This is a genomic window from Lacinutrix sp., assembly GCF_023299985.1.
GTDB lineage: Bacteria > Bacteroidota > Bacteroidia > Flavobacteriales > Flavobacteriaceae > Lacinutrix.
The window spans coordinates 1-14010 of the sequence record NZ_JALZVX010000056.1; the positions used below are offsets into that span (position 1 = coordinate 1).

Below are 14010 nucleotides of genomic sequence, written 5' to 3' on the forward strand. Positions count from 1 at the left end.
GCTGTTTGGTAGCCACTTCCTGTACCAATTTCTAAAACCTTATCTCCTCTTTCAATTTGCATTAATTCTGTTTGGAATGCTACTGTATAGGGTTGAGAAATAGTTTGGTCTGCAGCTATTGGAAACGCTTTATCTTGATACGCATGATCTAAAAAACTAGAATCCATAAACAAGTGTCTTGGTATTTTACCAATGGCATTTAGTACAGCTTTATTTGTAATGCCTTTGTTTATCAATAGTGTAACTAGTTGCTGTCTTAGGCCTTTATGTTTAAAAGTATCTTGCAAAATGGTAGTTAGTTTAGAATGCTAAAATTAACGAAAGATACTTCGTTTTAAAAGTAAATAGTCCATTTTAATTTTATTGTTAATATGAATTAATATTTTAATCAATTTTGTGAAATTCGTAGCTAAATATCTTATTTTTGAACAAAACGCAAATAGAATGATAAACGCTGGAGTTTTAGGTGCTGGACACCTAGGAAAAATTCATTTAAGATTACTAAATCAATCTACAAAATATAACCTTGTTGGTTTTTATGATTCTAGTGAAGAAAATGGTAAAAAAGTAGAAGCCGAATTTGGTTATAAATACTTTAATTCTATAGAAACCTTAATAGATGCTGTAGATATGGTAGATATTGTTACACCAACACTATCTCATTACGATTGTGCAAGACAAGCCATTGCAAAAGGCAAGCATATTTTTATAGAAAAACCAATTACCAATACGGTTGAAGAAGCCGAAACGTTAAGAAACTTAGTAGCAGAACATGCTGTTAAAGGTCAAGTTGGGCACGTAGAGCGTTTTAATCCTGCATTTATTGCAATAAAACACCAATTAGACAGCCCAATGTTTATTGAGGCACACCGTTTAGCAGAATTTAATCCAAGAGGAACAGATGTTCCTGTGGTTTTAGATTTAATGATTCATGATATTGATGTTATTTTAAGCGTTGTACAATCTAAAGTTAAAAGTGTTTCTGCAAGTGGAGTTTCTGTAATTAGCGCTACTCCAGACATTGCAAATGCGCGTATAGAATTTGTAAACGGTTGTGTTGCTAATTTAACAGCGAGTAGAATTTCGTTGAAGAATATGCGTAAAACACGTTTTTTTCAAAAAGACGCCTACATCTCTGTAGATTTTTTAGAGAAGAAATGTGAGGTTGTAAAAATGAAAGACGCTCCAGAAACACCAGGAGATTTCGATATGATTTTACAAAATGCCGAAGGTGTAAAGAAGCAAATTTATTTCGACAATCCAGATGTACCAACTAATAATGCCATTTTAGATGAGCTTGAAAGCTTTGCTGAAGCTATAAACACCAACACTAAACCAATAGTTACATTACATGATGGTACTGAGGCATTGCGTGTGGCTACAATGATTATTGATCAATTCTAGAAACAAAAACGTCATCACGAAAGAGGAACGATTGAAGTAATCTCTCTAAGATATAGATAATTTACATTTAAGTTTTAATACAAACAGATTGCCACGACTTAAAAAAGTCTCGCAATGACAATACAATATAGATGAAAAACATAGCAGTTATTGGAGCAGGAACCATGGGAAATGGTATTGCGCACACCTTTGCACAATCAGGTTTTAAAGTACAGTTAATAGATATTAGCGAAGAATCTCTAAAACGAGGTTTAGCAACTATTTCTAAGAATTTAGATAGAATGGTCGCTAAAGAAAGAATTAGTGAAGCAGATAAAACTGAAACTTTAGGCAACATAACAACTTATACTAGCATACCAGAAGGTGTTAAAAACGCAAGTCTAGTTGTTGAAGCTGCTACAGAAAACATAAATTTAAAACTAAAGATATTTAAGCAGTTAGATGAGTCTTGCCCAAAAGAGACTATTCTTGCTACAAACACATCGTCTATATCTATAACCCAAATTGGTGCAGTAACCTCACGACCAGAAATGGTTATTGGTATGCATTTTATGAATCCTGTACCAATTATGAAATTGGTGGAGATTATTCGTGGTTATAGTACAAGCGACCAGGTTACTAAAACCATAATGGAATTATCTAAAACATTAGGTAAAACACCAACCGAAGTAAACGATTATCCTGGTTTTGTAGCTAACCGTATTTTAATGCCAATGCTTAACGAATCTATAGAAACATTATATAATGGTGTTGCAGGAGTTGAAGAGATTGACACGGTTATGAAACTAGGTATGGCTCATCCAATGGGTCCATTACAGCTAGCAGATTTTATTGGCTTAGACGTTTGTTTGTCTATATTAAACGTTATGTACGACGGCTTTAAAAACCCTAAATATGCACCTTGTCCGCTATTGGTAAATATGGTAAATGCAGGAAAATTAGGCGTAAAGTCTGGTGAAGGTTTTTACGATTATACTGAAAGTAGAAAAGCCGAGAAAGTTGCGAAGCAGTTTTTGAAGTAAACAGTGTTCAGTGTTCAGTGTTCAGTAAGCTGAAAATAAATAATTAAGTTCAATTTTTAAATGTTAAGATATCAAGACTTATTAGCTTACAAAAAAGCATTTGCTCTAGCAATGAGCATATTTAATATATCTAAGACTTTTCTTAAAGAAGAAACATATTCACTTACAAACCAAGTTCGTAGATCATCTAGAAGTGTATGTGCAAATATGGCAGAATCCTATAGAAAAAGAATTTATCCAAAACATTTTTTAAGTAAACTATCCGATTGTGATGCAGAGAATTCTAAAACTCAAACTTGGATAGAATTTGCTTATGCTTGTAAATATATTTCTGAAATTCAATTTCAAGAATTAACAAAAGAAAGTATAGAAGTTGGAAAATTAATAAATTATATGATGTTAAACCCAAAGAAATTCGGTTCGAGTTAATACTGCAAACTGTTTACTGAACACTGATTACTAAATTATGGCAAACATAAAACCATTTCGCGCAGTAAAACCAACACGAGACAAAGTAAGTCTTGTAGCTTCTCGTTCTTACCAAAGTTACACACAAGAAGAACGCGAAGCACGTTTAAATTACAATCCGTTTTCGTTTTTACACATTGTAAATCCTGGTTATAAATATGCTAAGGAAATTTCTGGAAAAGCGCGTTATCAACTCGTAAAAAACAGGTATTCAGAATTTAAAGAAGATGCCGTTTTCAAGCAAGATAAAAAGCCTTCGTTTTACATTTATAAAATTGTAGATCGCGACCAGCAAACCTTTAATGGTATTGTTGCTGCTGCAAGTGTAGAGGATTACCAAAACGATGTTATAAAAAAACATGAAGATACTATTGCTAGTCGAGAAACCGTTTTTAAAGAGTATTTAAAAACCGTAGGTTTTAATGCAGAACCTGTACTCCTAACCTATCCAGATAATAATGCTATTTCTAATATTTTAAATGAAATACAACAAAATCGTGCAGAATTCGAATTCACAACAACCTATCGCGACACACATTATTTATGGCAAATAGATAGCGAAGCACATATTAAAACCATTACCGAAACATTTGCAAATATGAACACACTTTATATTGCAGATGGTCACCATCGCTCGTCTTCGTCTCAATTACTTTGTAACGATTTAAAAGCTGAAAACAAAAACCACAAAGGCGATGAAACTTATAATTATTTTATGAGTTTTCTAATTCCTGAATCTGAATTACGAATTCATGAATTTAACAGATTGGTTAAGGACTTAAACGGATTAACTAAAGAAGAATTCCTTATACAATTAGACACTATATATCGTATTGAAAATCGTGGTATTATGCCTTATAAACCATCAAAACCACATCATTTTAGTATGTATTTGGATGGTGAATTTTACTCGTTGTATTTGCGTAAAACGAATTATGATTTTAAAACGTCGTTAGACGAACTCGACGCGCAACTACTCTACCAAACCATTTTAAAACCTATTCTAGAAATTGAAGATTTACGTACAGATAAACGTATAGATTATTTAAGCGGAAAGAAAGACATAATAAACCTTAAAAGCAAAATAGATAGTAGTGAATATAAAGTAGGTTTTGGTATGGTTCCTGCGACAATAGAACAAATGAAACACATTGCAGACGATGGCCTTAAAATGCCACCAAAAAGTACTTATATTGAACCTAAATTGAGAAGTGGTGTTACTATTTATGAGTTTTAAAAACCAATGAATTAACTAATTATGAAAAAACAAATTTTATTATTTTTTGCAATTTCTCTTATAAGCTTAGATTGTTTTGCTTTACAAAACAGCAACCCAAATATTCAAAATACAATTATCAGAAATGGTGTTGGACTTGGCTCTGTAATCGCAGTAGTTACCTCTTGGGACAGAAACAAATCTATTTTATTAGCAATAATTCATGGTGTATTTAGTTGGCTTTATGTTATTTATTTCGCAATTACAAGAAAAGAAGATTAATAAACATTACACAAAACCACAGCGAGGCAAAATATTAATAATTAATCATACTGCTATTTTGTTTAAGCTCTGTAAGAGCGACACAAAGATTACTTTATTATATAAAACATGCCACTCCTTTGGAGTTTTTACAAATCATAATTTGTTATTATTAACATAAAACTCCTCTGGATTTTCAAATAAAAAGAAGTTGTTTTTTGTTTCATTGAAACAACTAAGCAGTAAAAAAATAAGAGATGAGCATAACAAACAACCTAAAGAACATAAAACAATCACTTCCAGAAAACGTAACACTAATTGCAGTTTCAAAAACAAAACCTGTTAGCGATTTAATGGAAGCCTATGAGACTGGACAACGCATTTTTGGAGAAAACAAAATCCAAGAAATGGCAGAAAAGCATGAAGAAATGCCAAAGGATATCCAGTGGCACATGATTGGACACGTGCAAAGAAACAAAGTAAAATACATGGCTTCCTTTGTGAGTTTAATTCATGGTATGGAAAGTTTTAAACTGCTTAAAGAAATAAACAAGCAAGCTATAAAACACGAAAGAGTTATAGATTGTTTACTTCAAATTAAAATAGCAGAAGAAGATTCTAAATTTGGAATGAGCCCAAAAGAAGCTTCAGATATATTACAATCTCAGGATTTTTCAGCATTAAAAAATATTAGAATTACTGGTGTTATGGGAATGGCAACTTTTACAGAGAATACTGCTCAAATTGAAAAAGAATTCAAACTTTTAAAATCAACTTTTGAGAGTTTAAAAGAACTGAATACTGAAAACTGCCAACTGCAAACTATTAGTATGGGAATGAGTGGCGATTACCAATTAGCAATAGCATGTGGTAGCACAATGGTTCGTGTTGGAAGTAGTATCTTTGGGAAACGAAATTAGTATTCAGTCTTAGTAACAGTTTTTAGTACTTACTCGATTAAAAAACAACAAACAACTTAACAATTAAAAACAAAGCTTATTTACGCAATATTAGACATAGAAACCACTGGTGGTAAGTATAATGAAGAAGGCATAACAGAAATTGCAATCTATAAATTTGATGGTCACGAAGTTGTGGACCAATTTATAAGTTTAGTAAACCCTGAAAGAGATATTCAACCTTTTGTTGTTAATCTTACAGGTATAAATAGTAAAATGCTTCGTAATGCGCCTAAGTTTTACGAGGTTGCTAAACGTATTGTAGAAATCACAGAAGGTTGTGTAGTTGTTGCACATAATGCACAGTTTGACAATAGAATATTAACTACAGAATTTAAACGCTTAGGGTTTGAGTTTGATCGCGAAACATTATGTACTGTAGAATTAGCAAAAACATTGATTCCAGACTTACCGTCTTACAGTTTAGGTAAACTTGTGCGTTCTTTAGGAATACCAGTTACAGATAGACATCGTGCGTCTGGTGATGCATTGGCAACTGTAAAGCTTTTTAAACTATTACTGAGTAAGGATGTAGAAAAAACCATTATTCAAACATTTTTACGCAAAGAACCAAAACTACAATTAGAACCAAAATTAATAGATATTATTGCAAAAATGCCTTCAATTACTGGAGTGTATTATATTCATAATAAAGAAGGCCGTATAATTTATATTGGTAAAAGTAAAAATATTAAAAGGCGCATTAATCAACATTTTACTGGAAGAGATAGAAAGTCTAAAAAAATACAATTACAAGTGGCAACTGTAACTTTCGAAGCTACTGGAAGTGAGTTAATTGCTTTATTAAAAGAGAGTCACGAAATAAAACAAAACAAACCTATTTTTAATCGTGCATTAAGAAAAACCTTATTTTCTCACGCTTTATACAGCTCTACAGACAGTAATGGTTATACAAATTTAACTATCGATGTTGCAGATGGTCGTAAAAAATCTATTACAACATTTAGTAATAGGCAAAGCGCTAAAGATTTTTTAAATCGTGCAGTAGAAACGTATTCTTTATGCTTAAAACTTTCTGGTTTAGAAAAAACATTAAGCAGCTGTTTTAAATATGAATTAAAAGAATGTGAAGGTGCTTGTATAAACGAAGAAAACACAGCACTTTACAACAAAAGAGTTCAGGAATTTATAGACAAGTATAGTTATAAAAATCAAGACATGGTTATTATAGATAAAGGTCGAGAAATAGACGAACGTAGCGCTATTTTAATAGAAAACGGTGTGTTTAAAGGTTATGGCTTTTATGAGTTAAACCACCAATTAAACAATATAGATATATTAAAATCTATTATTACTCCAATGGAAAATAATAGACACACACAACATATAATACAAAGCTATTTACGTAAAAATAAACGTTTGAAAATTTTAAAGTTTGAGCCTAATACCAAAGAGTAATCTTTTTAGTATTTTTGAATTATGAGTAATACAAAAAAACATAACTGGAAAGATAAACTTTACGAGATTATCTACGAAGCAGATACTCCTGCAGGAAAACTGTTTGATGTTGTACTACTTATTTTTATTCTAGCAAGTATTGCTCTAGTAATGCTTGAAAGTGTTAGCTGGATTGATGCAAAATATCATAATCTACTTTATATTGGTGAATGGATAGTAACTATACTTTTTTCTATTGAATATATTGCTAGAATTATAACAGTTAAAAAACCAACAAAATATATTTTTAGTTTTTATGGCATAGTAGATTTTTTATCTACAATACCAATGTATCTTTCTTTCTTTTTTGTTGGTGGCCACGCATTAGTTGCATTAAGGGCTTTACGCTTATTAAGAGTCTTTAGAATTTTAAAATTAGCTAGATATCTTGGTGCATCAAACCAATTAGCTTCGGCAATAAAAGCCAGTCGTGCAAAAATATCTGTCTTTCTATTTGCTGTTATTATTGCATCTATTATTTTTGGGACCTTAATGTATTTGGTTGAAGGTGAAGAGAATGGTTTTACAAATATCCCAAAGAGTGTCTATTGGTGTATTGTAACATTAACCACTGTAGGTTTTGGAGACATTACACCTCAAACACCTTTAGGTCAGTTTATAGCTTCAGCTATTATGGTTTTGGGTTATGGAATAATTGCTGTACCAACAGGAATTGTGTCGGCAGAATATACTAGAAGTGCAAATAAGGAAGACGAAGAAAACAATGGCAAACCAGAGAAAGTACATTTAAATTCTCAATCGTGTCAAAATTGTTTATCTACCAGCCATAAAGATAAAGCTGAGTATTGCTATAATTGTGGACACAACTTACACATAGAATAATACACTACTTTGAATTCTAAAGACAAATACCTTATTTCCATTGTTGGACCAACAGCAATAGGTAAAACTAGCCTAAGTATTAAGCTTGCAAACTATTTTAATACTGAAATAATTTCGGCAGATTCTAGACAGTTTTACAAAGAAATGCAAATTGGTACTGCTGCTCCAACTACTGAAGAATTATCTCAAGCTAAACATCATTTTATACACCATAAATCTATTGAAGATAACTATAATGTTGGCACTTTTGAGAAAGAAGCTATTGCTAAACTGGACCATTTATATAAAAAGCATGATGTTGTTGTTATGGTAGGTGGCTCTGGTCTTTATGTAGATGCCGTTACCAAAGGATTAGATTATTTTCCTGATGTTGATAAAAGCATCAGAGAACGCTTAAACTTAGCGTTAGTTGAAGATGGTATAGAAGCACTTCAGCTACAGCTTAAAACATTAGACATAGAAACTTACAATACAATAGCGATAGATAATCCACAGCGTGTTATTCGTGCTTTAGAAATTTGTATTGGTGGTGGAAAGCCATATTCTTCATTTTTAAATAAAGATAAAAACAAACGTAATTTTAAAACTATAACTGTTGGTTTAACTGCAGAACGTGAGATTATTTACAATCGTATTAATAAACGAGTAGATATTATGATAGCAGAAGGACAGCTTGAAGAAGCTAAATCACTTATAGAAAAAAAACACCTTAACGCACTAAATACGGTAGGTTACAAAGAACTTTTTAATTATTTTAAAGGTGAATGGCTTTTAGATTTTGCAATTGAAGAGATAAAGAAAAACTCACGTCGTTTTGCTAAACGTCAACTCACCTGGTTTAAAAGAAATACACATACCATTTGGTTTGATTACGAAACCGAAATAAATAAAATTATTGCTAAAGTTAAAACTAAACTATAAAAGAGTTGAAGCTTTTATTTAGCATAAAAAGTTGAAAATATTAGAACTAAATTTTTTGTAAAAAAACAAAAAAACCACTGCAATAGCAGTGGTTTTTTATATGTAATGTATTTGTGTACTATTTAATCTGCATTGACAACTAATCTAAAACCTTCACCATGAATGTTTAAGATTTCTACTTTATCGTCTACTTTTAAATATTTACGCAATTTAGCAATGTAAACATCCATACTTCTAGAAGTAAAGTAATTATCGTCTCTCCAAATTTTAGTTAATGCTAATTCTCTAGGCATTAAATCGTTTTCATGTAAAGCTAACAAACGTAATAATTCGTTTTCTTTAGGCGATAATTTTGTTTGGTCTCCACCTTTGTAGGTAAGAAATCTTAATTTAGAATTAAGGTCGAAATTTCCAATTTTAAACTCAAATTGTTTGCTATCTGCAACAGTATCTGTTGCTTTTCTAGCCATGATTGCTTTAATTTTCATTAAAAGCACTTCGCTATCAAAAGGTTTATTTAAATAATCGTCTGCTCCTACTTTATATCCTTTAAGCACGTCCTCTTTCATTGCTTTAGCTGTAAGAAAAACAATTGGCACATCTGCATTTTTCTCTCTAATTTCTTTAGCTAGCGTAAAACCATCTTTGTAAGGCATCATTACATCTAAGATACAAAGATCATAATCGTCCTTTTTAAACTTTTCGAAGCCTTCCATACCGTTTTTTGCATGAACAACTGCGTAATCATTCATCATTAAATAATCCTTTAATACGGTTCCAAAATTTGGATCGTCTTCTACTAATAATATTTTCTTTTCTTGTTCATCCATAATTTTATTATATTAACGGAAGCTTTATTGTGAATATACTTCCTTTATCTTTTTCACTCGTTACTGATATGTGACCGCTATGGTCTTCTACAATTCTTTTTACATAAGCTAGACCTAAACCGTGACCTTTTACATTATGTATATTTCCTGTGTGTTCTCTGTAAAATTTTTCGAAAACACGCTTTACAGCAGCTTTACTCATTCCGCTACCTTCATCTTTAATTTTAACCAAAACATTATTACCAACATTTACTGTCTCAACAGTAATTTTTGGAGATTCTGGAGAGTACTTTATAGCATTGTCTAAAATATTAACTAAAACATTTGTAAAATGCGTTTCATTAGCTATTACAGAAGATTTTTTTGCCTTAAGTTCTGTTTCAATATGTCCTTGCTTGTCTTCAACAATTAATTCTACATGAGAAATAGCATTTTCTATTAGGTCGTTGATACTAATGCCTTCCTTACTAATGTTCAACTCGTTTTTTTCAAGTTTAGATATTCTTAGTACATTTTCTACTTGTGCATGCATGCGTTTGTTTTCCTCACGAATCATTCTTAAATAACGATGTACTTTTTCTTTATCATCTATTACTTTAGGGTTTTTAATAGAATCTAAAGCTAAATTTATAGTTGCTATTGGTGTTTTAAATTCATGCGTCATGTTATTTATAAAATCTGTTTTAATTTCAGAAATCTGACGTTGTTTCATTATCTGTGTTAGTGCAGTAACAAATGCTATAACTATTACTGATGTAAACAAAATAGACAAACCTAACATACCAATAATAGAGGACCATATAAATTTATCACGCTTTGGAAAATTAACTAATAACCTATAATTGTTTTTTCCGCCATCTTCAGAAAAAATAGGCATTTCCATTGTTATTTGGTCTTCTAATTCAAAATTTTCTGTTTGTATTTTTGTTGCTAAATCGTTACTATATATAGCAAACTCATAATCTATATTTACATCATCTTGTAATAATCTAATTTTAAGAAGCCTATTTATCTCTTCTTTAGACGTTCTCTTATGAATAGGCGTTCTGTGTGCAAAATTTTTATGCACAGTTTCGTACACCATAAATTCTGTCTTACCTAACTGGCTTAAAATTTCGTTAGACGTTTTTTTACCATCAATCTCACTGGTTTTAAATATTTTGGTCTCATTTTGATTGATTATTTTTTTAAAATTTATACTATCTAAACCTATGTCAAAGAGCGCAGAAGATAATTTATAATTTTCTTCTATTATTCCATTTCTATAAACGAGTGTTTCGTTATTAGATTGATTTTCTTCTTTTATATAAAGATTAATAATAGCTGTAGTGTCTTTATTAACCTCTACACCTTGATCAATAAGTCGTCGTAACTTAAAAGCATAATCTTTGTACTCATCATCTTCAATGCTTTTAGAAACATGACTTAAAGCTTTTTTAACGGTAAAATTAAAATTGTCTTCTTTGTTTTTAATAGAATTTGTAATGTAATAGCCTTGCACAAAAATAATACCAATGAGAGATAAACTCATTAAAACTACTAGTACAAGAAATACTTTTTTACTCATCCATTCAAAATTAATATTTTAACATTAAGTAAGCGTAGCATTTAACCTTACATTAACAAAATGCTAAAATTTTAAATATCTAAGATTTAGAGATTTGTTTTAAGAGTTTTTTGTGTATTTTTAACACTTCCATTTTTGTGGTTTTGAGGTTGGTGTTTACAATTACAAAGTCCGATAGTTTTATTTTTAACTCATCTTTCCATTGGTTAGCAATAATTGCTTTAACTTTTTCTACACTTGCATTATCGCGTTTTAATACGCGTTCTATTCGTATTTTTTCTGGTGCAGTAACTGTAATAATATAATTGTAATTTTTATAACTACCGTTTTCAAAAAGAATTGCGGCTTCTTTAATAACGTAAGGTGCTTTCTGTTTATTCTTCCACTTTATAAAATGGGCACCAACTTTAGGGTGCACTATAGCATTCATTTTTTTTAATAGTGCTTTATCATTAAAAATGGCTTTTGCTAAAAATGGTCTATTTAACTCATTGTTAAGGTATGCAGACTCTCCAAAAAGTGCTATAAGTTTTCTTTTTAGCACTTTAGAAGTATTCATTATTTTTTTTGCCTCATCATCTGCAATATAAATAGGTATTCCTAAAGCCTCGAATGATTTAGCTATAGTAGTTTTACCACTACCTATTCCTCCTGTTAGTCCTACGGTTATCATTCTGAAATTATATATTCTATTTTTTGTTCGTGTAAACGCGATGTTTTAATTGCCTTAGGAAATTTTAATAATTTTGGTGTTAAGTAAGATGATTTACTATTGTGCTCTTTAAAATCACAAATAACTTCAAAATCATCAACACTTATATTATTATAGCTTTCTAAGCTAGTATAATATGATAAATTAATAGTCTTAGGAAAATAATTTACTTTAACATTTTTTGGCACATTAATTATCGCTACTGGTATGTTAAGTGTGCCTTCTGTAAATTTTTCAACGTTTATATTAACACTAACCGATTTTGTTTTTACACTAATCTGAGAATCTAAAGCGTCTAGTTTTAATTTTAAACGTGTATTAAATGCTTTATTAGCATCTTTTTTAATTAGCATTTCGGTTTCTAAAGTCTTTAGTTTAGACAGTAAAGATTCTGGCCCAATTACTTTAACAGAATCTGGCGATGTAACTATAGCATTTAAAACGTTATAACCTGGACTATAATCAATTTTGAAATTAGCTTTTACAGGTATCATTTTTACGGCATTTATATCTACTTTAAATAAAAGCGTATCTGGATTAATAGTTTTTACAGTTACATTTTTATTAAACTGACTGTTAATTCCTGCGAAACCTCTAGAAAGTGACCAAACATATAAAGAGTCTGCTTTTTTTACTTCGTTTTTAAAATCGATTTCAATAGAAGGTGTTTTAAGGTAGTATTTTACCCACTCGAAACCATCTGTTGTCATTGTAAAATTTAGAGTGTTAGATGAATCGTTAAGCACTATAATTTGGTCTGGAATATTCTTTAACGCTACATTAAATTTTACTGTATTTGTATAACTTGCTGAAAGCCTAGATAACATTAAAATAAAAAAAGCAAATAAAAAGAAGATAAGAAACATATTAAGTTTTTTACTTTTTACAAAGGTTCTTATTTTACTAGTTATTATAGACATTATTTAGATTTAAAAAATAGTTTTGGAAATTGCTGTTCTGGATTTCGATTTAATACACCTATAAAAATAGTAGATTTTAAAAACCCAATACCATAACCAAAAAACTGAATCGTTATTGCTATTAAAGATTTAAATGCAACTACCACATTTTTTGTTTGAATGCATGCCATAATAAAAGCCAAAACATAATAGCCTAATATAAGATATAAAGGTAGTAATACATTAACAAAAATTAGTAAAATTGAAAGCACAACTCCCAACGTAAATATAGCAGGAAACCAATATGTTAGCTTTTTTGTTTCTGGATGCCACTTATTAAGAATTGGCCTTACCATACCAAACTTATTAACTTGCGTATAAAATTTAGACCACGAAATTCTACGTTTATGATATACATAGGCACTTTCTAAAAAAGCAGTATCAAAACCTAAATTCCATAAACGTATCGATAAATCTGGATCTTCACCTGGATGAATACGTCCAAATCCACCTGTTGTTTCAAAAGCTTTTTTGGATAAGCCCATGTTAAAACTCCTTGGTTGAAATTTATCTATACTATTTTTGTTACCTCGTATCCCTCCTGTTGTAATAAACGAAGTCATACTAAAATTAATAGCTTTCTGTAAGTTTGAAAATGAAGTATGCGCTGCATCTGGACCACCAAAACAATCTACATAATTCATGTTTAAATACTTTTCTACTTTACTTATATATTGCTTTGGCAGAATACAATCACTATCTAAAATAATAAAATAATTTCCTTTTGCTTTTTGCATTCCATAATTTCTAGAATCTCCTGGACCAGAATTTTCTTTATAGTAATATGAAATATTTAATTGCGAATTATACTTGTTTACTATATTTTTTGAGGAGTCTGTAGAGCCATCCTCTACAATTACAATCTCAAATTCTGATGTCTTTTCCAATTTAGCAAAGCTTTGCAAAAGCTCTTCTATCTCGTTTGGACGGTTATAAACAGGAATAATAAATGAAAGTGATAATTGCATAACACAAATGTACAGTAATACAATAAAAAAAACCACTCCAAAAAGAGTGGCTTTTAAAATATTTACACTTTAAAAAACTTATTAAAACATTTTATTGTTAATCTTTAATTTTTAATAATTCTTACTGTTTCTACTGTTTCTCCAATAGTTACTTGTACAAAGTAAATTCCAGATTTCAAGCTAGACATATCTACGTTTTTTGATACTGTATTTGTATTAATTTTCACAACTTCTCTACCTAAAATATTAAATATTAAAACATTAGTAATCGCTTCTTTTGCGTTTAAAGATAATGTGTTTTTTACTGGATTTGGATAATAGTTAAAGATAGAATTAGTCTCGAAACTTGAAGTAGATAGTGTATTTGGTGTACTTAAACAGAAAGTAACATCTCCAATATCATCATTTCCCCAGTCGTAAAT

Annotated in this window: 15 protein-coding genes and 1 pseudogene; 9 read left to right on the top strand and 7 right to left on the bottom strand. The window is 30.3% G+C overall.

The features are described 5' to 3' along the window. Positions 1 to 287 (bottom strand): annotated as a pseudogene (locus Q0C58_RS02975) (protein-L-isoaspartate O-methyltransferase); the annotation flags it as partial. 157 nt (positions 288 to 444) lie between these two features. On the opposite strand from Q0C58_RS02975, the gene Q0C58_RS02980 reads away from it, so the two are divergent. From Q0C58_RS02980 to miaA, 9 genes are all read left to right on the top strand, one after another. After that, positions 445 to 1404, top strand: coding sequence for a Gfo/Idh/MocA family oxidoreductase (locus tag Q0C58_RS02980; RefSeq protein WP_290697309.1), 960 nt, complete (start codon positions 445 to 447; stop codon positions 1402 to 1404). Positions 1405 to 1535: 131 nt separating this feature from the next. After that, on the top strand, positions 1536 to 2426 hold the full coding sequence (locus tag Q0C58_RS02985; protein WP_290697312.1) for a 3-hydroxybutyryl-CoA dehydrogenase: 891 nt from the start codon (positions 1536 to 1538) through the stop codon (positions 2424 to 2426). 60 nt (positions 2427 to 2486) lie between these two features. After that, the gene (locus tag Q0C58_RS02990; RefSeq protein ID WP_290697315.1) at positions 2487 to 2855 is read left to right on the top strand and encodes a four helix bundle protein; all 369 of its coding nucleotides are present in this window, start codon (positions 2487 to 2489) and stop codon (positions 2853 to 2855) included. Positions 2856 to 2892: 37 nt separating this feature from the next. Beyond that, a complete protein-coding gene (locus Q0C58_RS02995) occupies positions 2893 to 4131 on the top strand; it encodes a DUF1015 domain-containing protein (RefSeq protein ID WP_290697319.1) in 1239 nt (412 codons plus the stop codon). Between the two features lie 21 nt (positions 4132 to 4152). Continuing rightward, a complete protein-coding gene (locus tag Q0C58_RS03000) occupies positions 4153 to 4392 on the top strand; it encodes a hypothetical protein (protein WP_290697321.1) in 240 nt (79 codons plus the stop codon). Positions 4393 to 4628: 236 nt separating this feature from the next. After that, positions 4629 to 5291: a YggS family pyridoxal phosphate-dependent enzyme gene (locus Q0C58_RS03005; protein WP_290697324.1), complete on the top strand. Its 663-nt coding sequence runs from the start codon at positions 4629 to 4631 to the stop codon at positions 5289 to 5291. Positions 5292 to 5369: 78 nt separating this feature from the next. Then, a complete protein-coding gene (locus tag Q0C58_RS03010) occupies positions 5370 to 6749 on the top strand; it encodes an exonuclease domain-containing protein (protein ID WP_290697357.1) in 1380 nt (459 codons plus the stop codon). Between the two features lie 21 nt (positions 6750 to 6770). Then, positions 6771 to 7631, top strand: a complete 861-nt coding sequence (locus Q0C58_RS03015) for an ion transporter (protein WP_290697327.1) — start codon at positions 6771 to 6773, stop codon at positions 7629 to 7631. Between the two features lie 9 nt (positions 7632 to 7640). Next, positions 7641 to 8552, top strand: coding sequence for a tRNA (adenosine(37)-N6)-dimethylallyltransferase MiaA (gene miaA / locus Q0C58_RS03020; protein ID WP_290697331.1), 912 nt, complete (start codon positions 7641 to 7643; stop codon positions 8550 to 8552). 122 nt (positions 8553 to 8674) lie between these two features. Here the strand turns inward: miaA and Q0C58_RS03025 are convergent, their stop codons facing one another. The 6 genes from Q0C58_RS03025 to Q0C58_RS03050 form a co-directional block, all read right to left on the bottom strand. Then, positions 8675 to 9382, bottom strand: a complete 708-nt coding sequence (locus Q0C58_RS03025; protein ID WP_290697334.1) for a response regulator transcription factor — start codon at positions 9380 to 9382, stop codon at positions 8675 to 8677. Between the two features lie 7 nt (positions 9383 to 9389). Further along, a complete protein-coding gene (locus Q0C58_RS03030; protein WP_290697337.1) occupies positions 9390 to 10949 on the bottom strand; it encodes a HAMP domain-containing sensor histidine kinase in 1560 nt (519 codons plus the stop codon). 79 nt (positions 10950 to 11028) lie between these two features. Continuing rightward, positions 11029 to 11622 carry a dephospho-CoA kinase gene (gene coaE, locus Q0C58_RS03035; protein WP_290697340.1) on the bottom strand — a complete coding sequence of 198 codons (594 nt, stop codon included), beginning with the start codon at positions 11620 to 11622 and terminating at the stop codon, positions 11029 to 11031. After that, entirely contained in the window at positions 11619 to 12581 is a 963-nt protein-coding gene (locus Q0C58_RS03040; RefSeq protein WP_290697343.1) for a YbbR-like domain-containing protein, read from the bottom strand. The genes coaE and Q0C58_RS03040 overlap by 4 nt, the downstream gene beginning before the upstream one ends. Beyond that, the gene (locus tag Q0C58_RS03045; RefSeq protein WP_290697346.1) at positions 12581 to 13588 is read right to left on the bottom strand and encodes a glycosyltransferase; all 1008 of its coding nucleotides are present in this window, start codon (positions 13586 to 13588) and stop codon (positions 12581 to 12583) included. Before Q0C58_RS03045 ends, Q0C58_RS03040 begins: the two co-directional genes overlap by 1 nt. Before the next feature lie 104 nt (positions 13589 to 13692). Then, positions 13693 to 14010: T9SS type A sorting domain-containing protein (locus tag Q0C58_RS03050; RefSeq protein WP_290697348.1), on the bottom strand; the 318-nt coding region annotated here is incomplete at its 5' end.